The sequence below is a fragment of the Delftia sp. UME58 genome (genome assembly GCF_014170385.1).
GTDB lineage: Bacteria > Pseudomonadota > Gammaproteobacteria > Burkholderiales > Burkholderiaceae_C > Comamonas > Comamonas acidovorans.
Window position 1 is genome coordinate 63849 of sequence record NZ_LZZV01000020.1, and the last position, 22031, is coordinate 85879.

The 22031-nt window shown below is 67.8% G+C and carries 22 protein-coding genes and 2 pseudogenes; 13 read left to right on the plus strand and 11 right to left on the minus strand.

Annotated features, from left to right (window positions below; translation table 11 throughout):
- Positions 1 to 10: 10 nt before the first annotated feature.
- Genes A9976_RS07525 through A9976_RS07535 form a run of 3 tightly spaced genes read right to left on the minus strand, consistent with a single transcriptional unit; the run spans position 11 to position 3053 of the window.
- Complete coding sequence (locus A9976_RS07525; RefSeq protein ID WP_183018488.1) at positions 11 to 307, minus strand: zinc ribbon domain-containing protein; 297 nt, start codon at positions 305 to 307, stop codon at positions 11 to 13.
- A complete protein-coding gene (locus tag A9976_RS07530) occupies positions 304 to 1446 on the minus strand; it encodes a thiolase family protein (RefSeq protein ID WP_183018489.1) in 1143 nt (380 codons plus the stop codon). The genes A9976_RS07525 and A9976_RS07530 overlap by 4 nt, the downstream gene beginning before the upstream one ends.
- Positions 1443 to 3053, minus strand: a complete 1611-nt coding sequence (locus tag A9976_RS07535; RefSeq protein ID WP_183018490.1) for an ATP-dependent acyl-CoA ligase — start codon at positions 3051 to 3053, stop codon at positions 1443 to 1445. The genes A9976_RS07530 and A9976_RS07535 overlap by 4 nt, the downstream gene beginning before the upstream one ends.
- A 188-nt stretch (positions 3054 to 3241) precedes the next feature.
- Between A9976_RS07535 and A9976_RS31730 the strand changes: the two are divergent.
- A pseudogene (locus A9976_RS31730) lies at positions 3242 to 3642 on the plus strand (peroxiredoxin); the annotation flags it as partial.
- Positions 3643 to 3660: 18 nt separating this feature from the next.
- Here A9976_RS31730 and A9976_RS07545 read toward each other — a convergent pair.
- Positions 3661 to 3852: pseudogene (locus A9976_RS07545) on the minus strand (DUF779 domain-containing protein); the annotation flags it as partial.
- A gap of 312 nt (positions 3853 to 4164) precedes the next feature.
- On the opposite strand from A9976_RS07545, the gene A9976_RS07550 reads away from it, so the two are divergent.
- The 8 genes from A9976_RS07550 to A9976_RS07585 all read left to right on the plus strand — a co-directional run bounded on the left by A9976_RS07550 (position 4165) and on the right by A9976_RS07585 (position 13320).
- Complete coding sequence (locus A9976_RS07550; RefSeq protein ID WP_183018491.1) at positions 4165 to 5367, plus strand: substrate-binding domain-containing protein; 1203 nt, start codon at positions 4165 to 4167, stop codon at positions 5365 to 5367.
- Between the two features lie 3 nt (positions 5368 to 5370).
- On the plus strand, positions 5371 to 6153 hold the full coding sequence (locus A9976_RS07555; RefSeq protein WP_183018492.1) for an ABC transporter ATP-binding protein: 783 nt from the start codon (positions 5371 to 5373) through the stop codon (positions 6151 to 6153).
- Entirely contained in the window at positions 6150 to 6893 is a 744-nt protein-coding gene (locus A9976_RS07560; protein ID WP_183018493.1) for an ABC transporter ATP-binding protein, read from the plus strand. Before A9976_RS07555 ends, A9976_RS07560 begins: the two co-directional genes overlap by 4 nt.
- Positions 6890 to 7882: a branched-chain amino acid ABC transporter permease gene (locus A9976_RS07565; RefSeq protein ID WP_183018494.1), complete on the plus strand. Its 993-nt coding sequence runs from the start codon at positions 6890 to 6892 to the stop codon at positions 7880 to 7882. Before A9976_RS07560 ends, A9976_RS07565 begins: the two co-directional genes overlap by 4 nt.
- A 13-nt stretch (positions 7883 to 7895) precedes the next feature.
- A complete protein-coding gene (locus tag A9976_RS07570) occupies positions 7896 to 8963 on the plus strand; it encodes a branched-chain amino acid ABC transporter permease (RefSeq protein WP_183018495.1) in 1068 nt (355 codons plus the stop codon).
- Positions 8964 to 9014: 51 nt separating this feature from the next.
- Positions 9015 to 11231 carry a 3-hydroxybutyrate oligomer hydrolase family protein gene (locus A9976_RS07575; protein WP_183018496.1) on the plus strand — a complete coding sequence of 739 codons (2217 nt, stop codon included), beginning with the start codon at positions 9015 to 9017 and terminating at the stop codon, positions 11229 to 11231.
- Positions 11232 to 11305: 74 nt separating this feature from the next.
- Complete coding sequence (locus tag A9976_RS07580) at positions 11306 to 12214, plus strand: alpha/beta fold hydrolase (protein WP_183018497.1); 909 nt, start codon at positions 11306 to 11308, stop codon at positions 12212 to 12214.
- A gap of 110 nt (positions 12215 to 12324) precedes the next feature.
- Complete coding sequence (locus A9976_RS07585) at positions 12325 to 13320, plus strand: rhodanese-like domain-containing protein (protein WP_183018498.1); 996 nt, start codon at positions 12325 to 12327, stop codon at positions 13318 to 13320.
- A gap of 13 nt (positions 13321 to 13333) precedes the next feature.
- Here the strand turns inward: A9976_RS07585 and A9976_RS07590 are convergent, their stop codons facing one another.
- The 4 genes from A9976_RS07590 to hemH form a co-directional block, all read right to left on the minus strand.
- Positions 13334 to 13507, minus strand: coding sequence for a hypothetical protein (locus A9976_RS07590; RefSeq protein ID WP_012204476.1), 174 nt, complete (start codon positions 13505 to 13507; stop codon positions 13334 to 13336).
- An 11-nt stretch (positions 13508 to 13518) separates the two neighbouring features.
- Positions 13519 to 14616: a YeeE/YedE thiosulfate transporter family protein gene (locus tag A9976_RS07595; RefSeq protein WP_183018499.1), complete on the minus strand. Its 1098-nt coding sequence runs from the start codon at positions 14614 to 14616 to the stop codon at positions 13519 to 13521.
- A gap of 146 nt (positions 14617 to 14762) precedes the next feature.
- On the minus strand, positions 14763 to 15737 hold the full coding sequence (locus A9976_RS07600) for a sulfurtransferase (RefSeq protein ID WP_183018500.1): 975 nt from the start codon (positions 15735 to 15737) through the stop codon (positions 14763 to 14765).
- A gap of 146 nt (positions 15738 to 15883) precedes the next feature.
- The gene (gene hemH, locus A9976_RS07605; protein ID WP_043823822.1) at positions 15884 to 16981 is read right to left on the minus strand and encodes a ferrochelatase; all 1098 of its coding nucleotides are present in this window, start codon (positions 16979 to 16981) and stop codon (positions 15884 to 15886) included.
- A 91-nt stretch (positions 16982 to 17072) separates the two neighbouring features.
- Here hemH and A9976_RS07610 point away from each other — a divergent pair, with 91 nt between their 5' ends.
- The 4 genes from A9976_RS07610 to A9976_RS07625 are packed head-to-tail and all read left to right on the plus strand — an operon-like array spanning position 17073 to position 19592.
- Positions 17073 to 17843, plus strand: coding sequence for an HAD family hydrolase (locus tag A9976_RS07610; RefSeq protein ID WP_183018501.1), 771 nt, complete (start codon positions 17073 to 17075; stop codon positions 17841 to 17843).
- Between the two features lie 30 nt (positions 17844 to 17873).
- Positions 17874 to 18713: a DUF2189 domain-containing protein gene (locus A9976_RS07615; RefSeq protein WP_183018502.1), complete on the plus strand. Its 840-nt coding sequence runs from the start codon at positions 17874 to 17876 to the stop codon at positions 18711 to 18713.
- A 56-nt stretch (positions 18714 to 18769) separates the two neighbouring features.
- On the plus strand, positions 18770 to 18982 hold the full coding sequence (locus A9976_RS07620; RefSeq protein WP_016449600.1) for a DUF2788 domain-containing protein: 213 nt from the start codon (positions 18770 to 18772) through the stop codon (positions 18980 to 18982).
- Between the two features lie 19 nt (positions 18983 to 19001).
- Complete coding sequence (locus A9976_RS07625) at positions 19002 to 19592, plus strand: class I SAM-dependent methyltransferase (RefSeq protein ID WP_183018503.1); 591 nt, start codon at positions 19002 to 19004, stop codon at positions 19590 to 19592.
- Positions 19593 to 19599: 7 nt separating this feature from the next.
- Here A9976_RS07625 and A9976_RS07630 read toward each other — a convergent pair whose 3' ends face one another.
- From A9976_RS07630 to A9976_RS07640, 3 genes are all read right to left on the minus strand, one after another.
- Positions 19600 to 20598: a tripartite tricarboxylate transporter substrate binding protein BugD gene (locus tag A9976_RS07630; protein WP_183018504.1), complete on the minus strand. Its 999-nt coding sequence runs from the start codon at positions 20596 to 20598 to the stop codon at positions 19600 to 19602.
- A gap of 132 nt (positions 20599 to 20730) precedes the next feature.
- The gene (locus tag A9976_RS07635; RefSeq protein WP_183018505.1) at positions 20731 to 21594 is read right to left on the minus strand and encodes an NAD(P)-dependent oxidoreductase; all 864 of its coding nucleotides are present in this window, start codon (positions 21592 to 21594) and stop codon (positions 20731 to 20733) included.
- 10 nt (positions 21595 to 21604) lie between these two features.
- On the minus strand, positions 21605 to 22003 hold the full coding sequence (locus tag A9976_RS07640; protein WP_183018506.1) for a carboxymuconolactone decarboxylase family protein: 399 nt from the start codon (positions 22001 to 22003) through the stop codon (positions 21605 to 21607).
- Between the last annotated feature and the right edge of the window lie 28 nt (positions 22004 to 22031).

The following is a 22031-nucleotide window of genomic DNA, read 5'->3' on the forward strand; positions in this document are numbered from 1 at the left end:
TGGTCTCTTTTCAGGTTGCGGAAACGACGATGGCTCCATCCGCGCTTTGGGACAGGCCCACCAGGCTGCCGGGCGGCGGCGCGTGGGCAGAGGCCGCCAGCAGCGTGACGCCCCCGGCCGTGCATAGTTCGACCAGGCAGTTCCACGGGCAGGCATTGGGCAGGCGATGCGCCCGGACCACGCCGGTCACCCTGGCTTCGCGGACCGATTGCGCCTTGAAGGCCCTGCCGCCGCAATGCGGGCAGCGAAGGCGGGCGGGGAAATGCTGGGCGCCGCAGCCGAGGCAGGCGTTGATGTACAGGCTCATTCCAGACCCTCCAAAATGGTGGCGTTGGCGCACATGCCATATCGGTACTCGACCATTCCATAGCCCGAGACCAGGGCGGTGCGGGCACGGGCCAACTGGCGTTCGCCGCAGCGCCCGCCCAATTGGCGCACCGCCTCGACCAGCCCGTGCATGCCTCCTGCGGTTCCGGCCTGGCCCGCGGACAGTTGGCCGCCCGACGTGTTGACGGCGATCCGGTCCTGGGGCACGGCCTCCCGGAGAAAACGCTGCAGGCCGCCTGCCTCGATGAGACCCAGGTCCTGCAACTGCACCAGCGACATGACCGGATAGTCGTCATAGACCGACCACAGGTCGATGTCGCCAACGTTGCAGCCGGCCTGTGAGAACAGTTGGCCAGCCACCCGGGACAGTCCGGTGGACAGGCCGTCGCCTTGCTGGCCGTCATGGTTGTGGCAGGCCTGCAGGGAGCGCACGCGCACACAGCCGGCGCGCCGGGCCACTTCGTCGGCATGGCTGATCAGGATGGCGTTGGCTCCCGCAACGACGGGTACGCAGTCGTAGATCACCAGCGGATCGGCCACGGGCGCCGCGTTCAGGTAGTCGTCCATGGACATTGCGCTGCGGTAGACAGCCTGGGGATTGCGGCTGGCATGGCGGCGCTGGGCCAGTACCAACTGCCCGTAGTCGCTTCGCGACAGGCCTTCCCGCGCCATGTGGCGTTGGGTCAGCAGAGCGAACAGCGTGTTGGGATTGGCGATGCCCAGCGGCCTGAGCAGGGTCTGCGTGGTGCGGTTGTAGTTGGCCGAAAGGTCCTGGAACTCCGACGCCTGAAAAGCATCGCCCGCCAGCAGCACGATGTTGCGGGCCTGCCCGGTCTCGATGGCGGCGATGGCGTGCTGCAGCAGGTTCAAACCCGAAACGCCGCCGTTGCCGTCATCCATGAACCAGGAAAGCTGCAGCCCCAGACGCCAGGCCAGGTCGATGCAGCGGTCCGGTCGCAGCGTGAAGGACGCCACGCCCAGGCCATCGATGCGGCTGGCCTCGAACCCGTGCTGTTGCACCAGGGCTTCGAAGGCCTGTCCCAGCCAGTGGGTGGTGGATTCGGTCGTGCGGCGGGCATAGGGGATTTCGACCGCTCCCTGGATCAGCGCGTGATTCATCGCTTCACCACATGGCCGCTGCTGGCCAGATCCCAGGTGTCGGGCGTGCGCCCTTCGGCCCTGAGCTTGTACTTCTGGATTTTTCCGTTCTCGGTCTTGGGCAGCTCGTGCGTGATGCGAAGAAAACGCGGAACGGCGTAATAGGGCAGGCGGGGCTCGCACCACATGACCAGCGCCAGCGGATCGATGGTGCAGCCGTCGCGCAGCACGAGTGCGCACATCACTTCGTCTTCCGCCAGCTCCGAGGCCACCGCATAGGCAGCCACCTCGGCCACGGCTGGATGCGAGTGGAGCACCTGCTCGACCTCGTAGGATGAGATGTTCTCGCCGCGGCGGCGGATGCTGTCCTTGATGCGGTCCAGGAACCTGAAATAGCCATCCTCGTCGCGCAGCACCCGGTCGCCGGTATGGAACCACAGATTGCGCCAGGCCTCGACCGTCTTGTCGGGCATGTCCAGGTAGCCTGATGCAAAGGCGTAGGGCTGCTCGCTGCGCAAGATCAGTTCGCCTGGCGTGCCATGGGGCACTTCGTTGTCATGCTCGTCCACGACGCGGGCCTGGAAGCCTTGCGCCAGCGTGCCCATCCAGCCCGGGCGCGAGGCGTCATGCGGGGTGCAGATCACGAAACTGGTCTCTGTCGAGCCGAAGCCGTCGAGCATGCGGATGCCGGTACGCTGCTCGAAGAGCGCGTAGTGCTGCGCGGAAGCGCCCGGCGCCAGCGCAGTACGAACACGGTGCGCTTTCTCGCTGCCGTCGGGTGCCCGCGACAGCAGCATCGCCACCATGGCTCCGAGCAGGAAGGTGACCGTGGCCTGCGTGCTTGCCAGTTCGAGGAAGAACTGCGATACCGAGAACCTGGCACCCAGCGCGATGCGTCCTCCGCTGAGCAGTGCCTGGTAGAAGGTGTTGAGTGCATTGATATGAAAGAGCGGCAGACAGGTGTAGAGCACATCCTGAGAATCGATGCCGATGTTGCGCAGCGAGTGATGCCCCCACCAGTACAGCTGTGCGTGCGAGCAGATGACGCCCTTGGACGGGCCCGAGGTGCCGGAGGTGTAGATCACTACGGCCGGCGCCGGCGCATGGGGCGCGTGGGCCGGGATGTCCTCGGCCAGGGCCGCGTCCGCGAAGGGCGACAGGCCGGGCAGCGTGGCGACGGGCGCATGGGCGTCCAGGGACCAGATGGCATGCAGGCCGGACAGGCTGTCCGGATCGGCCAGCTGCGCGCTGGTGATATGGTCAAACAGTGAAGGTTCGGTCAAAAGCACGCTTGCCCGAGAGTTCCTCATGTAGTAGGCGAGTTGGCTGCCGCGTGACGCGGTATTGATGGGGACCAGGACCAGGCCGGCCAGCGCGCAGGCCGTGAGAACAGACAGGAATTCAGGGCGGTTGCCACACTGCAGGGCGACGCGGTCGCCTGCCTTCAGCCCCGCTGCGGCAAAGGCCCGTGCGAACACGCTGGCTGCGGCCAGCAGTTCTTCGGCCGTGAAATCGCGCTCCTCCTGGCTGAGCAGGACGGAGTGGGGCGCGGCGGCGATGCGCTGATGCAGCAAGGGGATGAGATGCCGTTGCGCGGCATCGGGACACAAGGGAAAGGATGTCGGCATAAGTTGTTGGCTTCGTGGTTTGTTGATAAAAAGTATATTGTATATTTTTAATGTCATCAACGGATTTTTCCTGTACCTGCGGGTCACGCGGATCTTTGAATGTGTCCTTGTGGCTGCGGTCGAAGGCCTTCAAGTGCGGTCTTGTGGGAGGGGGCTGTGCTTCGAGCGGCGCGATTGGTCACAATCGGGCCTCCACGCTCAAGAAGGGGCCGGTGGTGCTGTACTTCTTCCCCCAAGGCCTTCACCCAGGGCTGCACCATGGAAGCCCACGCCTTTGCCGAGGCCACGCCGCGTTCCGCGGCCATGGGCGCGACGGTGGTGGGCATGTCGCATGTCGCATGACGACATCGATACGCTCAAGCGCTTTTCCACCGAGGCCTGCCGCGACCAGTTCGCCGTGGCATCGGACCCGCAGGCGCAGACCATCCGCGCCTACGACGCCTCGGCCGCCGCCGACCCCCAGCGCGCCGACCGCATCTCCTGCGTGATCGGCCGGGACGGCAAGGTCCGCTTCGTGCACATCGGCTCGGACCCGGACGAGCATGTGCGCCAGACCGAGGCCGCGCTCAAGCGGCTGGCCGGCAAGTAGCCCGCCGCGCAGCCGCTGTCAGGGGCCGTCGCCCTCGCTGGCCAGGATCTCGGCGTATTCCTCGTCCGTGAACAGCCTGGAGCGTGTGTGGAAGGCCTTGCCCGTGCTGCCCTCCAGCGAGAAGCTGCCGCCCTGGCCCTCGATCACGTCCAGGATGAGCTGGGTGTGCTTCCAGTATTCGTACTGGGAATTGCCGATGTACTTCGAAGCTTGGCGCAGTGGCATCTCCGTACTGTTGCAGGGAAAGATGCCGGGGTACCAGGGGCTCATGGTTTGCCCTGTATCGGATTCAGGCAACTGTCTGAAGTCAAGACAGTGAATCTGTTCGATTGCCGGACACTCGCAGGCCATGCCCGGCCCATGCCCGGCCCATGCCCGGCCCGTGCCCGCGGCGCGCGGCCCAGGGGCGCAAGGCCGTTCCTGGCATTGCGCCCCCTGGCCGTGCCTGGCACAAAGCATGCATGGTCCCTCCCCACAAAAGCAGCGGGCGCCAGCCCAGCCGCCAACCCAAGGAGACACACCATGCAACGCCGCCCCTTCCTGCATTCCGCCCTCGCACTCTCCGCCATGGCCACCATGGCCGCTGCGGCTCCTGCCGCCATGGCCCAGCAGGGCGAGATCCGCATTGCCCACGTCTACAGCAAGACCGGCGCGCTGGAGGCCTATGGCAAGCAGACCCAGGCCGGGCTGCTGATGGGGCTGGAGTACGCCACGGGCGGCAGCATGGCGGTGAATGGCAAAAAGCTGGTGGTGATCGAGAAGGACGACCAGGGCAAGCCCGACCTGGGCAAGAGCCTGCTGGCCACGGCGTATTCCGATGACAAGGCCGATCTGGCCGTGGGGCCCACGTCGTCCGGCGTGGCGCTGGCGATGCTGCCGGTGGCCGAGGAGTACAAGAAGATCCTGCTGGTGGAGCCGGCCGTGGCCGATTCGATCACGGGCGACAAGTGGAACAAGTACATCTTCCGCACGGGCCGCAATTCCAGCCAGGACGCCATCAGCAATGCGGTGGCCATCGACAGGGCGGGCGTGACGATTGCCACGCTGGCCCAGGACAACGCCTTCGGCCGCGACGGGGTGAAGGCCTTCAAGGACTCCATCAAGAAGGGCAAGCTGGCGCATGAGGAGTACCTGCCTGCCGCCACCACGGATTTCACGGCAGGGGCGCAGCGGCTGATCGACAAGCTCAAGGACCAGCCGGGCCGGAAGATCATCTGGATCGTGTGGGCCGGGGCGGGCAATCCGTTCAAGATCGCGGACATGGATCTCAAGCGCTACGGGATCGAGATCGCCACGGGTGGCAACATCCTGCCCGCCATGGCGGCCTACAAGAATCTGCCGGGCATGGAGGGCGCCACGTACTACTACTACGGCATTCCCAAGAACCCGGTGAACGAGGCCCTGGTGTCCATGCACTACAAGCAGTACAAGACGCCACCGGATTTCTTCACGGCGGGCGGTTTCTCTGCGGCCATGGCCATCGTGACGGCGCTCAAGAAGACAGGTGGAGACACCAAGACCAACACGCTGATCAAGGCCATGGAGGGCATGAGCTTCGACACGCCCAAGGGCCAGATGACCTTCCGCAAGGAAGACCACCAGGCCCTGCAGAGCATGTACCACTTCAAGATCCGCGTGGACCCGGCGCTGGCCTGGGGCGTGCCCGAGCTGGTGCGCGAGATCAAGCCCGAGGAGATGCAGGTCCCCATCCGCAACGGCCGTTGAGCAATGCTGCGCACAGAGGATCTGACCATCCGCTTCGGGGGCCATGTGGCCGTCAACGGCGTGAGCTGCTCTTTCGAGCCGGGCACGCTGACGGCCATCGTGGGGCCCAACGGGGCAGGCAAGACCACGTATTTCAACCTGATCTCGGGGCAGCTCAAGGCCACGGCCGGGCGCGTGCTGCTGGGCGGGCGCGAGCTGACGGGGCTGGCCCCTTCGGCGCGCACGCGGGCCGGGCTGGGGCGGGCGTTCCAGCTCACCAATCTGTTCCCGCACCTGAGCGTGCTGGAGAACGTGCGCCTGGCCGTGCAGGCGCGCGACGAGGGGCCGCACCGGCGCGGCCTGAACCTGTGGAGCATCTGGAGCGACCACCGCGCGCTCACGCAGCGGGCGCTGCACATCCTCGACCAGGTGGCCCTGTCTGCCCGACGCGACGAGGCCGTGGCCGCGCTGCCGCATGGCGACCAGCGCAAGCTGGAGGTGGCCTTGCTGATGGCGCTGGAACCCCAGGTCTATATGTTCGACGAGCCCACGGCGGGCATGAGCCATGACGAGGCGCCGGTGATCCTGGACCTGATACGCACGCTCAAGCAGGACCGCAGCAAGATCATCCTGCTGGTGGAGCACAAGATGGATGTGGTGCGCGAACTGGCCGACCGCATCATCGTGCTGACCAATGGCACGCTGGTGGCCGATGGGCCCCCGGCCGAGGTGATTGCCTCGCCTGTGGTGCAGCAGGCCTACCTGGGTGTGGTGCCGGAGCAGGGCGCTGCAAAGGAGGCCGCATGAGCACCGCCGCCAACCCCAGCCCCAACCTGCTCGAGCTGTCGGGCGTGCACACGCATATCGGGGCCTATCACATCCTGCATGGCGTGGACCTGGCCGTGCCGCGCGGGCAGCTGACCATGCTGCTGGGGCGCAACGGCGCGGGCAAGACGACCACGCTGCGCACCATCATGGGCCTGTGGCGGGCCAGCCAGGGGCGCATCGCCTTTGGCGGGGCCGACATCACGGCCCTGCCCACGCCGGCGATTGCGCGGCTGAACATTGCCTATGTGCCCGAGAACATGGGCATCTTCGCGGACCTGACGGTGCAGGAAAACCTGCTGCTGGCCGCGCGCGGCGCCTCGCGCGCCGACCGCATGGACGCGCAGCGGCTGCAGTGGATCTTCGGCATGTTCCCGGCGGTGGAGAAGTTCTGGAACCACCCGGCCGGCAAGCTGTCGGGCGGGCAAAAGCAGATGGTGGCGGTGGCACGCGCCATGGTGGAGCCGCGCGACCTGCTGATCGTGGACGAGCCCAGCAAGGGCCTGGCGCCGGCCATCATCGAGAACATGATCGCGGCCTTCGCGCAGCTCAAGGCGGGCGGCACGACGATTGTGCTGGTGGAGCAGAACCTGGGCTTTGCACGCCGCCTGGGCGACCGCGTGGCGGTGATGGACAACGGCCGCGTGGTGCACGCGGGCGGCATGGCCGAGTTCTCGGCAGATGCGGCGTTGCAGCAGTCGCTGCTGGGGCTTTCGCTATGAACAGGCTGAACAAGCTGGATTGGGATTTCAAGCCGCTGCTGCTGGTGCCGGTGCTGGCCCTCGTGGCGCTGCCGCTGGTGGGCTCTGGCTCGACCTGGCTGACGCTGACGGTGGCGGGGCTGGCCATGGGGATGATCGTGTTCATCATCGCCTCGGGGCTGACGCTGGTGTTCGGGCTGATGGACGTGCTCAACTTCGGCCACGGCGTGTTCATCGCGCTGGGTGCCTTCGTGGCCACCAGCGTGCTGGGTGCCATGGGCGACTGGACGGGGTCGGACCAGCTGTGGCGCAACCTGCTGGCCGTGCTGCCGGCCATGGTGGTGGCCATGCTGGTGGCGGGCGCCATCGGGCTGGCGTTCGAGCGCTTCATCGTGCGGCCCGTGTACGGCCAGCATCTCAAGCAGATCCTGATCACCATGGGCGGCATGATCATCGGCGAGGAACTGATCAAGCTGATCTGGGGCCCGCAGCAGATTCCGCTGCCGCTGCCCCAGGGCATGAAGGGCGCCTGGCTGCTGGGCGATGCCGCCGTGGAGAAGTACCGCGTGGTGGCCGTGCTGGTTGGGCTGGCGGTGTTTGCGCTGCTGGCCTGGACGCTGTCGCGCACCAAGATCGGCCTGCTGATCCGCGCAGGCGTGCAGGACCGCGAGATGGTGGAGGCCCTGGGCTACCGCGTGCGCCGCCTGTTCGTGGGCGTGTTCGTGGCGGGCTCGGCCCTGGCCGGGCTGGGCGGGGTGATGTGGGGCATGTACCAGCAGAACGTGGTGCCGCAGATGGGCGCGCAGGTGAATGTGCTGATCTTCATCGTGATCATCATCGGCGGGCTGGGCAGCACGGGCGGTGCGCTGATCGGCGCGCTGCTGGTGGGGCTGATGGCCAACTACACGGGCTTTCTCGTGCCCAAGGTGGCGCTGTTTTCCAACATTGCGTTGATGGTGGCCATCCTCTTGTGGCGGCCTCAGGGCGTCTATCCCGTGGCGAACCGCTGAAGGAGTGATCGACATGCTCAACCGATTGCTTTCCGGCGACATGCCGCGCAGCCGCGTGCTGGCGGTGCTGCTGCTGTTGATCTTTGCGGGCCTGGCGGCGGCGCCCTTCGTGTTCCCCGGCGTGAAGGCGTTGAACGTGGCGGCCAAGGTGCTGATCTTCGTGGTGCTGGTGGCCAGCTTCGATCTGCTGCTGGGCTACACCGGCATCGTGAGCTTTGCGCACACCATGTTCTTCGGCATTGGCGCCTATGGGGTGGCGATAGCGTCCTCGCGCATGGGCGCGGGCTGGGGCGCGCTGGCGCTGGGCCTGGGCGCGGCGCTGCTGGTGTCGCTGCTGCTGTCGCTGGCCATCGGACTGTTCTCGCTGCGGGTGCGGGCCATCTTCTTTGCCATGATCACGCTGGCCGTGGCGGCGGCGTTCCAGACGCTGGCCTCCCAACTGTCGGAATGGACGGGCGGGGAGGATGGGCTGAGCTTCAAGCTGCCCGAGTGGCTGTCGCCCGGCTTCGAGCCGTTCGAGAACGAGGTGCTGGGCGTGCTGATCGACGGGCGCATCCTCACCTACTACCTGTTGTTCGTGCTGGCCGTGGTGCTGGTGCTGGCGCTGCTGCGCATCGTCAATTCCCCGTTCGGCCGCGTGCTGCAGGCCATCCGCGAGAACGAGTTCCGCGCCGAGGCCATCGGCTACCGCGTGGTGGTCTACCGCACGCTGTCCAGCGTGCTGTCGGCCCTGTTCGCCTGCGTGGCCGGTGCCATGCTGGCGCTGTGGCTGCGCTATAACGGGCCCGATACCTCGCTGTCGTTCGAGATCATGATGGACTGCCTGCTGATCGTGGTGATCGGCGGCATGGGTACCATCTATGGCGCGGCGATCGGCTCGGTGCTGTTCCTCATCGCCCAGAGCTATCTGCAGGACCTGCTGCGCGTGGCCAGCGAGGCCGCGCACAGCCTGCCATGGCTTGCCGCGCTGCTGTCGCCCGACCGCTGGCTGCTGTGGCTGGGCGTGCTGTTTGTGTTGTCGGTCTACTATTTCCCCACGGGCGTCGTGGGGCGTCTGCGTTCTTCCCGCGTCGGGGCCTGACCAGGGCCCCTGGCGCATTCGTGCATCAGAGAACTATCACTAGGAGATGGCATGTTCAAGGCTGAAGAGTTGGCATTTTTGAATGAGCGAACGGAGGTGTCCGCCCCCTGGCGCTGGGCTTTCACGGCTCTGGCCGTAGCCACGCTGGCGGCCTGCGGCGCCGAAGGACGTGATCCCAGCAACGACCTGCCCAAGGGCTTTACCGAACTGGGTGCCACGGTGTATCCGGCCACGGCCACCGGCACGGGCAGCACGGCGGCCACGCAGGACTTGCTGACCGGCGGCCTGGGCAAGACGGGCTTGGGCGCCGCGGCCGCCCCCCTGTACGCGGACCCTGCCAATCCCACGGCGGCCGAGCTGCGGCGCAATGCGCTGTACTCCAACTACCGGGGCATCCTGGACCCCACGGCGGGCGGCGGCTACGGCACGCTGTACGGCCCCAACATCACGGCCGACGGGCAGGTGACTGCGGGCGAAGGGCTGATCCCCGGGCGCGAGTATCTGGCCGTGCTGGACGACGGCACGGGCCGCAAGCAGACCATGGTGGCCGTGCAGGTGCCGGACAGCTTTGACCGCAACCGGCCCTGCATCGTGCTGGGCCCGTCCTCGGGCTCGCGCGGCGTGTATGGCGCCATCGGCACGGCGGGCGAGTGGGGCCTGAAGAAGGGCTGCGCCGTGGCGCTGACCGACGCGGGCAAGGGCATGGGCCTGCACAACCTGAGCGACGATACCGTCAACAAGCTGGACGGCACGCGTGCCACGCGCACGGATGCGGGCAGCCTGTCCTTCTTTGCCGCGCGGCTGACCGATGCGGCGCGCGCCGCCTACAACGCGGCGTTTCCCAACCGCATCGCCATCAAGCACGCGCACTCCCAGCAGAACCCCGAAAAGGACTGGGGCAACGACACGCTGGCCGCGGCCCGCTATGCGCTGTACGTGCTCAATGCCCGCTATGGCACCACGCAGGACCCCGTGCCCTTCGGCAAGGACAACACGCTGGTGCTGGCGGGCTCGGCCTCCAACGGCGGCGCGGCCGTGCTGCGCGCGGCCGAGCTGGATACGGACGGCCTGATCGACGGCGTGGTGGCCTCCGAACCCGTGACCGAGATGCCCACGCGCCAGGGCTACACCATTGCCGTGGGCAATGCGACCATGCCCAACCCGGGCCGCCCGCTGGCCGAGTACACCACCTACGGCAACATCTACCAGCCCTGCGCGGCGCTGGCCCCCGATGCTGCGCTGACCGAAACATCCATCTTCAACTACATAGGCCTCACGGCCATGACGGCGCGGGCCGAGGCACGCTGCACCAGCCTGGCCGCCAAGGGCCTGGTCGTCGGCGCCACCACGGCCGACCGTGCCGCCAATGCACTGAGCAAGCTGCGCCTGTACGGCTGGACGCGTGACCATGACCGCATGCACAACGCCCACTACGCGCTGGGCAACGGCCCCATCCTGTCGGCCATGTACACCATGGCCTATGGCCGGTTTGGCGTGGATGCCAACCTGTGCCGCACCAGCTTTGCGGCTGCCAATGCCACGGGCGACGTGGTGCCCGCCACGGGGGCTGCGCTGGCCCAGAGCTTTGCCACGGCCAATGGCACGGCCAACGGCACGCCGGCCACGGTGGTATACAACGACTCGGTGGGCGGGGCCAAGGCCTGGCAGTTTGCCGTGTCGCCCTCCACGCGCGTGGCCGACCTGGGCCTGGACAACGCGCTGTGCCAGCACGCGCTGGTGACGGGCTTCGATCCGGTGACCGGCTTCAATCTCTCCGAAAGCAGCGTGCCCACGCGTGCCCAGAGCGACGCCGTGCGCGCAGGCATTGCCGAGGTGCTGCACACCGCCAAGCTGCGCGGCAAGCCCACCATCATCGTGGCGGGCCGCAGCGATGCGCTGGTGCCGGTCAACCACAATGCGCGCGCCTACACGGTGCTCAACCGGGGGCTGGATGGCGCCAACACACGGCTGCGCTACATCGAGGTGGTGAATGCCCAGCACTTCGATGCCTTCCTGCCGTTCTCCGGCTTCGACACGCGCTTTGTGCCGCTGCATCCGTACTTCAATCAGGCCATGGATGCCGTGTGGGCCAACCTGCGCAGCAGCACCGCGCTGCCCGCCAGCCAGGTGGTGCGCACCACGCCGCGCGGCGGCCAGCCGGGCGCGGCACCCGCCATCACGGCGGCCCAGGTGCCGCCCTTCGTGGCGCGGCCCAGCACGGCCAACACCATCGAGGTCAGCGACGGGCTGATCCGCATTCCTGAGTGAGCAAGGCCGGGGCGGGCGGCCGCCAGGCAGTTGCCAGGTCGCCGCCCACCCCCTGCACAGCAGAGATTTCTCCCATGGCTTCCAAAGCATCCCCCTCATCCGCGCCCGTACCCGCTTCCTGCTACACGCAATGCGCGGGCTACGAGATCCACTACATGGACTGGCAGCCCGCGCCCGAAGTGGCGCCAGCGGGCACCGTCGTCGCCTGGCACGGGCTGGCACGCACGGGGCGCGATATGGATGCACTGGCCCGGTTCCTGGCAGGCCAGGGCTGGCGCGTGATCTGCCCCGACACGCCGGGCCGGGGCCTGAGCCAGTGGAGCCGCGCGCCGCGCGAGGAATACCGGCTGGGGTTCTACGCCCGCATCGCGCGCGAGCTGTTCGATGCGCTGGGTCTGGAGCGCGCGCACTGGGTGGGCACATCCATGGGCGGGGCGATCGGCACGGTCTGCGCCTCGGGCCTGTTCGAGCCTTCGCTGCGTGCACGCATTGCCACGCTGGTGCTCAATGACAATGCGCCGCAGCTGGCCGAGTCGGCGCTGGCGCGCATCAAGGCCTATGCGGGCGAGCCACCGGCCTTCGACACCGTGGGCGAGCTGGAGGCCTTCTTTCGCCAGGCCTACCGGCCCTATGGCTGGCTCGGCGATGCCGAGTGGCGCAAGCTCACCGAGACCAGCGTGCGCCGCCTGCCCGACGGACGCGTCACGCCGCACTACGACCCGGCCATGATCGAGCAGTTCACGGCCCATGACGACGACTACGGCATCTGGCCGCACTACGACGCGCTGGAGATTCCCGTGCTGCTGCTGCGGGGCGTGGACTCGGACCTGGTGCTGCCCGAGGTGGCCCGCGAAATGACCACGCGCGGCCCCGGCGCGAGCGGCCTGCTGCACTGGCAGGAGGTGCCCGGCTGCGGCCATGCGCCGGCGCTGAACGTGCCCGCGCACTGGCTGTGGGTGCTGGAGCATCTGCAGCGCGGCTGAGCATCAACCCGGGCCGGGCGCGGATGTTGCCGCCGCGCTAGCATTTGCGACGGGTGCAGCCTCGCCTTCTTTTTCGGGTGCGGGCACCGTCTGGGCAAGAGAGGCCTGACATGGGTTTTCTGGTGGAGCTGATCCGCGAGTACGGCTTCGGCATCGTCTTTCTCAATGTGTTCGTCGAGCAGCTGGGCGCGCCGATTCCGGCCTACCCGGTGCTGGTCGTGACCGGCGCGCTGGAAGGCGCTGACTGGGTGCGCCTGCTGTGGCTGGTGGCCGTGGCCGTGAGCGCGGCGCTGATTGCCGACCTGTTCTGGTACCAGGCCGGCAAGGCCTACGGCCACCGTGTGCTGGGCCGCATCTGCCGCATCTCGCTGTCGCCCGATGCCTGCATCCGCCAGACCGAGACCGTCTACGGCCGCTGGGGCGCAAGGTCGCTGCTGGTGGCCAAGTTCGTGCCGGGCTTCGCCTCCATCGCCAGCGCACTGGCCGGCGTGATGGGCACGCCGCTGCGCAGCTTCGTGCTGTATGACGGGCTGGGCGCGCTGATCTGGGTGGGCTCGGCCGTGTACCTGGGCTCGCTGTTCAGCTCCACGGTGGAAGACCTGCTGGGCGTGCTCACGGCGCTGGGCCAGTGGGGCCTGTTGCTGCTGGGCGTGGCGCTGGGGCTGTTCATCGTGCGCAAGTGGTGGCAGCGCCATCGCATGGTGCGTTCATTGCGCATGCCGCGCATGTCGGTGCGCGAGCTGGCGGGCCTGCAAGCCCAGGGCATGGAGCCCACGGTGATCGATGTGCGAGCCCTGCCGCAGTACCGCCAGGGCCACATCCCCGGCGCCCAGTCCTGGGAACTGCGCCCGCGCGACGGTGGCGAGGTGCATGCCCATCTGCTGCCCCAGCACGACCATCCCCACGGGCTGGTGATCTATTGCGACTGCCCCAACGAGATATCCGCCGCACGCCTGGCGCGCCAGCTGCAGCGCGCCGGCTTTGCCAACGTGCGCCCCCTGGTGGGTGGCCTCAAGGCCTGGCAGGCCGCCGGCTTCGACGTGGAAACCGCACCGCTGCCCGTGACGGCCGGTGCGGACGAGGGGCCGGCGCCCAGCGTGCCCTGACCCTGACCTTGACCTACTTGCCCGCCGGCATCGAGCAATGCCCGCCTTGCGTGGCCTTGCCCGAGCCGGCCGCGATCAGCGGCGCCTCGAAGCGCAGGTCCACGGGCGGCGAGTGCAGGTGGTCCCAGGCCAGGAAGAGAACCAGCACGGCCCAGAAGACCGCGCGCAGGGTGTTTTGCTGTGTCATGGCGGGTCCTCTCAGAAATTGAAATGGCGGCGGATGCGCAGGCCGAAGATGGTGCCGGCAAAGGCCAGCGGCACCCAGATCCAGCCGTGGATGCTGCCCGTGGAGATGCCCGAGAGCATGGCGCCCACGTTGCAGCCGAAGGCCAGGCGCGAGCTGTAGCCCAGCACCAGGCCGGCGACCAGGGCCACGATCCACTGCGTGCCCGTGAGCGGCTTGGCGTTGACGGGCTTGGCGGCGGCCACCCACAGGGCGCCGCCCAGGATGCCGATGTTGGTGATGCTGGTCACGTCCAGCAGCACGGTCTCGTGCAGGCGCGCGGCGTTGCCGGGTTGGCTCCAGAACCAGTTGCCGGCCAGGTCCACGGCGCCCGTGGCGTTGGCGATCTTGGCCGCCCACAGGCCGAAGCCGTAGACCACGCCCCAGGGCTGGCCCGCAATGACGAGGTTGAGCGTGGCCAGCACGGCCAGCAGCACGGCACCCACCACCCACTTGCGCACGAACAGCGGCTTGGCCGGGCGCTTGAGTGCCATGTTGGCGCCACGCACATACCAGGCCACGCCCAGCGCGACCACGGCCAGCGCCGCCAGCGTGGCCAGCAGGGCAGGGGCCCAGCCCCAGGCCGTGACCAGGCCCACGGGCTGGGTGTTGCCCAGGTCCAGCCACCAGCCCAGGTGCAGGCTGCCCAGGAAGCTGCCGACGGCAAACACGGGCAGGATGGCCGCATTCATGGGAATGCCCATGCCGGCCTTGTACAGCGTGCCGCTGCCGCAGCCGTCCGCGATCTGCATGCACAGGCCGAAGACGAAGGCGCCCACCAGCAGGCTGATGCTGGGCGGGCCCAGGGCGGCCGTGAGTTCGGGATAGTGGCCCAGCAGCGGCATGGCCAGCGCGGCGGCCAGCGCCAGCAGCAGCAATTGGCCGAAGACGCCGCTGGCGTCCTTGTCCTCGATCAGCATGCGCCAGCCCGTGGTGAAGCCGAAGCGCTTGCCGGCCAGCACCGCGCCCAGGCCCAGGCCCACGGCGAACAGCGCGGCCTGGCGCACCGAGACGCTCCACAGCAGCCAGCCAAAGAAAACGGCCAGGATGGCCGCAAGAGGAAGTCGTTTCATATCATTTTTCTCCATGGCGCGGCACTTTGCTACCGGCACGCTCCAAAGCCAGAGACGCCGGGCAAGAGCCGCCTCGCGGCGGGGGCGCCCAGCCGATGGCGTCGTCCCCCTTCAAGGGGGAAGGCGCGAAGCGTCTCAGGGGGGGGTTATTTGAACTTTTTTTCCCACCACTGCTTGGCGTCGTAGGCCAGGGATTCGGCGCGGCCGGGCTGGTTGGCCATGGGCGGCGCATCGGCCTGCTGCGTCCAGTCCACCATGGAGCCCGCATACAGCTTGACGCCCGGCAGGCCCGCGACTTCGGACAGGCCGAACCAGTCGGTGGCCGCCCAGTGGCCGGTGTTGCAGAAGGCCACCATGTCCTGGCCCTGCTCGCGCTTGACCTTGGCCGCGATCTGCTTGGCCGTGGCGGTATCGACAAAGGTGGAAGTGCCGGGCACGAACCACTGGTTGAAGTCCAGCTGCTGCGCGCCGGGCAGGGTGCCCGAGATCTTGGCGGCGGGTGCGCGCGTCTTGCCCTGGTAGAAGGCGTCGGGGCGCGAGTCCACCAGAGCGGCGTTGCTGAGCCTGACGTGCTGGCCCACGTCCTCGCGCGTGGCGATCAGGCTGGTGTCCAGCTGGGGCTGGTAGCTGCTGCGAGCGACTTTGACGGCCTCGTTGTCCTGCGGGAGCTTTTGCTCGTTCCAGGCCTTCATGCCGCCGTTGAGCACGGACAACTCCTTGAGACCCAGCAGCTTGAGCGTCCAGTACACGCGCGCTGCCGCGCCGAAGTCGGTGGCGTCCGCGCCCGTGGAGACCACGATGGCGTGGTTGGCCGGCGTCAGCCCCAGGGACTGCACGAGTTCGGTGAGCTTGGGCAGCTCGGGCAGTTCACCGGGATTGGTGGCGGGGCCGCGCCATTTGCCGTAGGGGGCGTTGAGCGCGCCTGGGATATGGCGCTCGCCATAGGCCTTGGGATCGCGGATGTCGATGATGCGCACGGCGTCCTGGCCGGCGGCCGCCTGCACGCCGGCAGGGGGGAGCAAGGGTTCGGCGGCGTGGGCCGTGCCGAAGGCGGTGCAGGCAAGGCCCAGCGCCAGCAGCGGGGCGGCCAGACGCAGCGAGGGAAGGAATGTCTTGGTCATGATGGCTGGGGCCGACCATGGAAGACCGGCGGAACAAGCAACAGAGGTGCAATTGTCCCGCTTGCAGCATCTATATACAAAGACGCTTATGCATTCTGCTCATGAGGCAGGGTTATATGGCGCGGTGCAGAAGATGCAGAACGGCTTCAGCGCTGTGCGCCCACGGCCTTGGCGCGCTCCAGGCTGGCGTCGAGTTCGGCCTGCGGCGCCTTCTGCGTGGGCCAGCCCTGCATATGCTGCTGGGCGATACGGCTCAGCGCCGTGATCCAGGGCGCGCTGTCGTTGAGGCAGGCAATGAACTCGAACTGCTCGCCACCCGCATGCAGGAAGGCCTCGCGCGCTTCCTGGCTGATTTCCTCCAGCGTTTCCAGGCAGTCGCTGGTGAAGCCGGGGCAGACCACGTCCACCCGTTTGGTGCCGCTGCGTGCCAGTTCGATCAGCGAAGGCTCGGTGTAGGGCTCCAGCCACTTGGCCTTGCCAAAGCGCGACTGGAAGGTCACCAGGTATTGCGAGGGCGACAGGCCCAGGCGCTCGGCCAGCAGGCGGGCGGTCTTGCGCGATTCGCAGTGGTAGGGGTCGCCCAGGTGCAGCGTGCGCTCGGGCACGCCGTGAAAGCTCATGACCAGCTTTTCGCCACGGCCGTTGCCGCGCCAGTGGGCCTCGATGCGCTGGGCCAGCGCATCGATGTAGGAAGCGTCGTCGTGGTAGCGGTTGACGAAGCGCAGCTCGGGAATATGGCGCTGGGTGCGGGCCCAGTCATAGACGGCATCGAACACGCTGGCCGTGGTCGTGCCCGAGTACTGCGGGTACAGCGGAAGGATGAGGATGCGCGTGGCGCCCTCGGCCTTGAGGGCATCGAGCACGCTGGGGATGGAGGGGTTGCCGTAGCGCATGGCATGGCGCACCAGCACGTTGTGCCCGGCCTCGCCCAGCCAGCCGCGCAGCAGCAGGGCTTGGCGCGCGCTCCAGTGCTGCAGGGGGGAGCCGTCCTTCTCATGCCAGACGGTGGCGTACTTGGCGGCCGACTTGGCCGGCCGCGTGCGCAGGATGATGCCGTGCAGGATGGGCAGCCAGGCAATCCTGGGGATCTCGACCACGCGGTCGTCGCCCAGGAACTGCGCCAGGTAGCGGCGCACGGCCGGGGCCGTGGGCGCATCGGGCGTTCCAAGGTTGCACAGCAGCACGGCGGTGCGCTGGGGTTGGTCGTGGCGGAATGGGGGTTCTGGCGCGAAGCGGGAAGGCATGGGGCCGATTGTGGCAGGACGGAGCCGCCTGCCACGCGAGTCGGATGACCCGGCTGCAGCCGGCAACGGCTGCCTTCGCTATGCTCGAACCATGTCCCAAGCCGCCATCACCCCCCTCGCCGAATCCTCTCTTGACCCTGCATTGGCCGCCTTGCAGCAGCTGCGCCGCAGCGGCCGCATCCGCGCCATTTCCATCGACCTGGACGACACGCTGTGGCCTGTATGGCCGGCCATCTCGCGCGCCGAACAGGTGCTGCTGGACTGGCTGCACGCCCATGCGCCCACCACGGCCGCAGCGCTGCGCGACGTGGCCGCCGTGCGCGCCATCCGCGTGCAGATCGAGCGCGACCGCCCCGACCTGGCCCACGACCTGAGCGGCCTGCGCCGCGAGTCCATCCGCCTGGCGCTGCAGCGCAATGGCGACGATGGCGGCCTGGCGGAAGCGGCCTTCGACATCTTCTTTGCCGAGCGCCAGCGCGTGGATTTGTACGAGGACGCGCTGCCCGCCCTGCAGTTCCTGGCCGCGCGCTGGCCCGTGGTGGCGCTGAGCAACGGCAACGCCAGCGTGCACGTGGTGGGCATTGGCGAGCATTTCCATGCCGCGCTGAGCGCCACCAAGGCCGGCATGGCCAAGCCCGATGTGCGCTTTTTCCACGCGGCAGCGGCGGCGGCAGGCGTGGCGCCTGACGAGGTGCTGCACATTGGCGACGACGCGCGGCTCGATGCGCTGGGCGCCATGGATGCGGGTATGCACGCAGTCTGGCTCAACCGCACGGGCGTAGCATGGCCTCACGAGGGGTCCACGCCCCACGTCACGGTGGCCAGCCTCGCGCAGTTGTGCCAGGGGCTGGCTGACAGCTGACCCTGCCTGCCCGCGAAGCCGCGCCATGCCATGCCCACCAGCCACAGCACCGCTTTCTTCCACCCCCCCGTCCTCCCCGCCGTGCGCAGCATCGGCTGGAAACACCCCCTGAGCTGGCTGGCGCGTGGCGCGCGCGACATGGCCAGGGCGCCCTGGCTGAGCCTGGCACATGGCCTGGTCTTGACCTTGATCGGGTTTTTGATCTTGACGCTGGGGCACAATCGCTTTTGGCTGATGGCCGGGGCCCTGTCGGGGTTCCTGATCGTCGGCCCTGTCGTGGCAACCAGCCTCTACGCCATCAGCCGCGCGCTGGAGCGCGGCGAGGCTGCCGATCTGTCCCTGGTGCGGCGCACCTGGACGCGCTGGCAAAGCTGCCATGCGGCCAAGGCCAAGGCCGAGGGGCAGGGCGGCTACTGGTGCCTGGTGCAGTTCGGGCTGCTGCTGTCGCTGGCGGCCACGGGCTGGGTGCTGGTGTCGGCGTCGCTGATCACGGTGCTCTCGCCCGTGAGCATTGCCACTCCGGCGGATTTCGTGCAGCACGTGGTGCTGGCCCGCGACGGGCAGTTGTTTGCGATATGGCTGGCGCTGGGCAGTTTTCTGGCAGCGCCTATTTTTGCGTCCAGCGTGGTGGCCATGCCGCTGATGCTGGACAGGCGGGTGACGGTGCGCCAGGCCGTGCTGACCAGTTGGTTGGCCGTGCTGGCCAACCCTGTGCCTCTGGCACTGTGGGCCGCCCTCATTGTGTTGTTGACCCTGCTGGGCCTGGGCAGCTGGCTGCTGGGACTGGTGGCCGTGATGCCCCTGCTGGGGCACGCGAGCTGGCACGCGTACCGCGATCTGGTCGATGCGTCGGCCTTCCCGGCGCGTTGAGCCGGGCGGGCCCGGACCGGCCGGGCCTGCAGGGGAGGATGTAGGACGGTGTTGTCGTGATATTCGGGTACACAGAAGAACAGATCGCCCATTTCTTCCTCACCTATGGCGTGGGGGCCTTCATCCTCTTCATGGTGTTCATCATCCTGCAGCTGGCGCGCCAGTCCAAGGCAGGAAAGTTCGGCACCTTCGTGATTTTCCTGGGCCTGGGCGTGGGCTTTGTGGGCTACGTCGCCAAGATCGTCATCCAGTGGTGGATGGAGAGATGACGCCGCAGGCGTCACGCCCATGAGTTGGACGGACTACTACCGCTTTACCGAGGGACGCAAGATATCCCCCCTGCTGGTGCAGGCGCTTGACGCGTTGGCGGGTGATACGGCAGATAAAGCGGCCATCGATCTGGGCTGTGGCGCGGGCCATGAATGCCGCGTGCTGCTCAATACCGGCTGGTGCGTCCACGCCATCGACAGCGAACCTGCGGCCATCGAGGGCTTGCGCCCCCTGGCATCGCAGGCGTCCGGCGCTTTGACGCTGCAGGCTTGCCGTTTCGAGGATCTTTCCTCTTTGCCTGCGGCGCATCTGATCCACGCTGGGCTGAGCCTGCCCTTTTGCCATCCTGAGTACTTCGATGCGTTTTGGTCGCTGGTGCGTTCTGCGCTGCGTCCGGGCGGTGTGTTCGCAGGTCATTTTTTCGGACCGCGCGATGCCTGGGCCGATTCGCAGTCCATGAGCTTTCATTCGCGTGATCAGGTCTTGCACCTTTTGGATGGCATGGAGCTGTTGGCCTTCAATGAGTTCGATGGCATGGCCCCCAGCATGCAGGGGCCAAAGCACTGGCATCGCTTTGATGTCGTGGCCCGCAGGCCGGTGTCGTCGTAGTGCGGCGTTACTCGGCCTTGGCTCCCGCAGCCTTGATCACCGGGTCCCAGCGCTTGATTTCTGCGGCGGTGTGCTGGCGCAGGGCGTCGGGGGTAAGGCGGTCTGCGGGCGGGATGATGACGCTCATGTCCGTGAAGCGCTTGACCAGGGCGGGCTCGGCCAGGGCGGTGCGCAGGGATTTGTTGAGGCGTTCGATGACGGCCTGGGGCGTGCCTCGCGGAGCGTACAGGCCGTGCCATACGGCAAGCTCGAAGCCGGGCTGGCCGGCCTGCGAGAAGGTGGGCACATCGGGCAGGGAGGGCAGGCGCTCGCGCGTGGCGACGGCGTAGCCCTTGAGCATGCCCGCCTGTATGTGCGGGCCGGTGGCCACGGGCTGGTCGCAGATGACATCGACATTGCCTGCCACCAGGTCCTGCAGGGCCGGGCCCGTGCCACGGTAGGGCACCAGGGTGGCCTCGGTGGAGGTGGTCTGCAGCAGCAGCATGGCGCACAGGTGGGAGGTGGCGCCTACGCCGGCGTGCGAGAAGCGTACTTCGCCCGGCCTGGCCTTCATGTGGGCGATGAAGTCCGCCAGCGTGGCGGGCGCAAAGCCTTTGCTGCGCACCAGGATCATGGGCACGTCGCCGGCCAGCGCGATGGGTTCCAGGTCGCGCCTCACATCGAAAGCGAGCTTGCTGTAGAGCGCGGGTGCCGTGGCAATGCCCATGTTGTGCAGCAGCAGGGTGTGGCCGTCGGCCTGGGCGCGTGTGACGCGGCTGGTGCCGATGGTGCCACCGGCGCCGCCCAGGTTCTCGACGATGACCTGCTGGCCCAGGTCGCGCGTCATGGCCTCGGCCAGCACGCGGGCCAGCACGTCGGTGGAGCCTCCGGCCGCGTAGGGAACGACGATGGTGACGGGCTTGTTGGGGAAGGCCAGGGCGGCAAGGCTGGCCGCTGACAGCGCGGCGGCGATAAGGGTCTGGGCGAGGGGGTTGCGGATGAGGGGGTTGCGGATGAGGGGGCGCATGGGTTTGTCTCCTGGAGGCGCGTGCAGGGGCCGCCGGCTCGGTTCGGCCGGTTGTCGGTGGCGTGTTTGGTGGCGTGAGGCAGGAAGGCAAGGGCCGCATGCGGCCCTTGACGACGGCGAGACGGAGCAGGCTCAGGCCGGGGCCACGTACCTGTACAGCTCGGTGTGGTCGGCGGCGAGTCCCAGGGACCTGGAGGCTTCGGCCGCCATGGCGCTGACCTGTTCGGCCAATGCCATGGGCGTGTGCATGGCCTGGCCCAGCGACAGGGCGATGCCCACGTCCTTGGCCTGCAGCGCCAGCGAGAAGCCCGAGTTGAAGGCACCGTTCAGCATGAACTGGTGGGCCTTGTTTTCGGTGGTGTTGTTCTTGCCGGTGGAGGCATTGATCACGTCCACGATGGTGGCCGGCGCAATGCCGAAGGCCGCGCCTGCGTGGATGGCCTCGGCTGTGGCGATGAGGGCCGCTGCCGAGACGTAGTTGTTCAGCGCCTTGAGCGCATGGCCTGCTCCCACGGGGCCGACATGGGTGATGGCCTGTCCCATGCGCTGCAGCAGCGGCAGGTGCTGGGCGAGCAGGTCCGCATCGCCCCCGACCATGATGGACAGCGTGCCCGCAATGGCGCGCTTGACGCCGCCGGAGACCGGCGCATCCAGCAGCCCGATGCCGCGCTCGCCCAGCAGGCCGGCCAGCGCCCGCGTGCGGTTGGGGTCGGCCGAACTCATGTCGATGATGCAGGCGCCGGGCGGCAGGTACGGTGCCAGTTCGCCCACCACGGCATCGACGATGCGGGAGTCGGGCAGCATGGTGAAGACCACGCTGCAGCCGGCAAAATCGGCCGCGCCGGATGCCACGGACACGCCCGCATGTTCGCTGGCAAAGCGCGCGGTGGCGGCGGGCACGGCGTCCCGGATGACCAGGGCGTGCCCTGCGGCGTGCAGCAGGTGGGCCATGGGCTGGCCCATCATCCCGAGGCCGATGAATCCTATGGTGGTCATGCTGCGTGCCTCAGATGTCCATCTCTTTGAAGACTTCCGAAGCCACGCGGAAGGAGTCGATGGCGGCCGGCACGCCGCAGTAGATGGCGGTCTGCAGGAAGACTTCCTTGATCTCTTCCTTGCTCAGTCCGTTGTTGATGGCGCCGCGCACATGCAGCTTGAGTTCATGCGGGCGGTTCAGCGCCGTGATCATGGCCAGGTTCAGGAAGGAGCGCGTCTTGCGGTCCAGGCCCGGGCGGTTCCAGACATCGCCCCAGCAGTACTGGGTGACCAGTTCCTGCATGTCGATGTTGAAGTCCGTGGCGTTCTGTATGGACGCATCGACATACTCGGCGCCCAGCACCTCGCGGCGGGTGGACAGGCCCTGGTCGAAGAGGGCGGGGTTCTTGGGTGCGTAGGCTCGGGTCATGAAAACTCCTGATGGAAGGCGGTGAAAG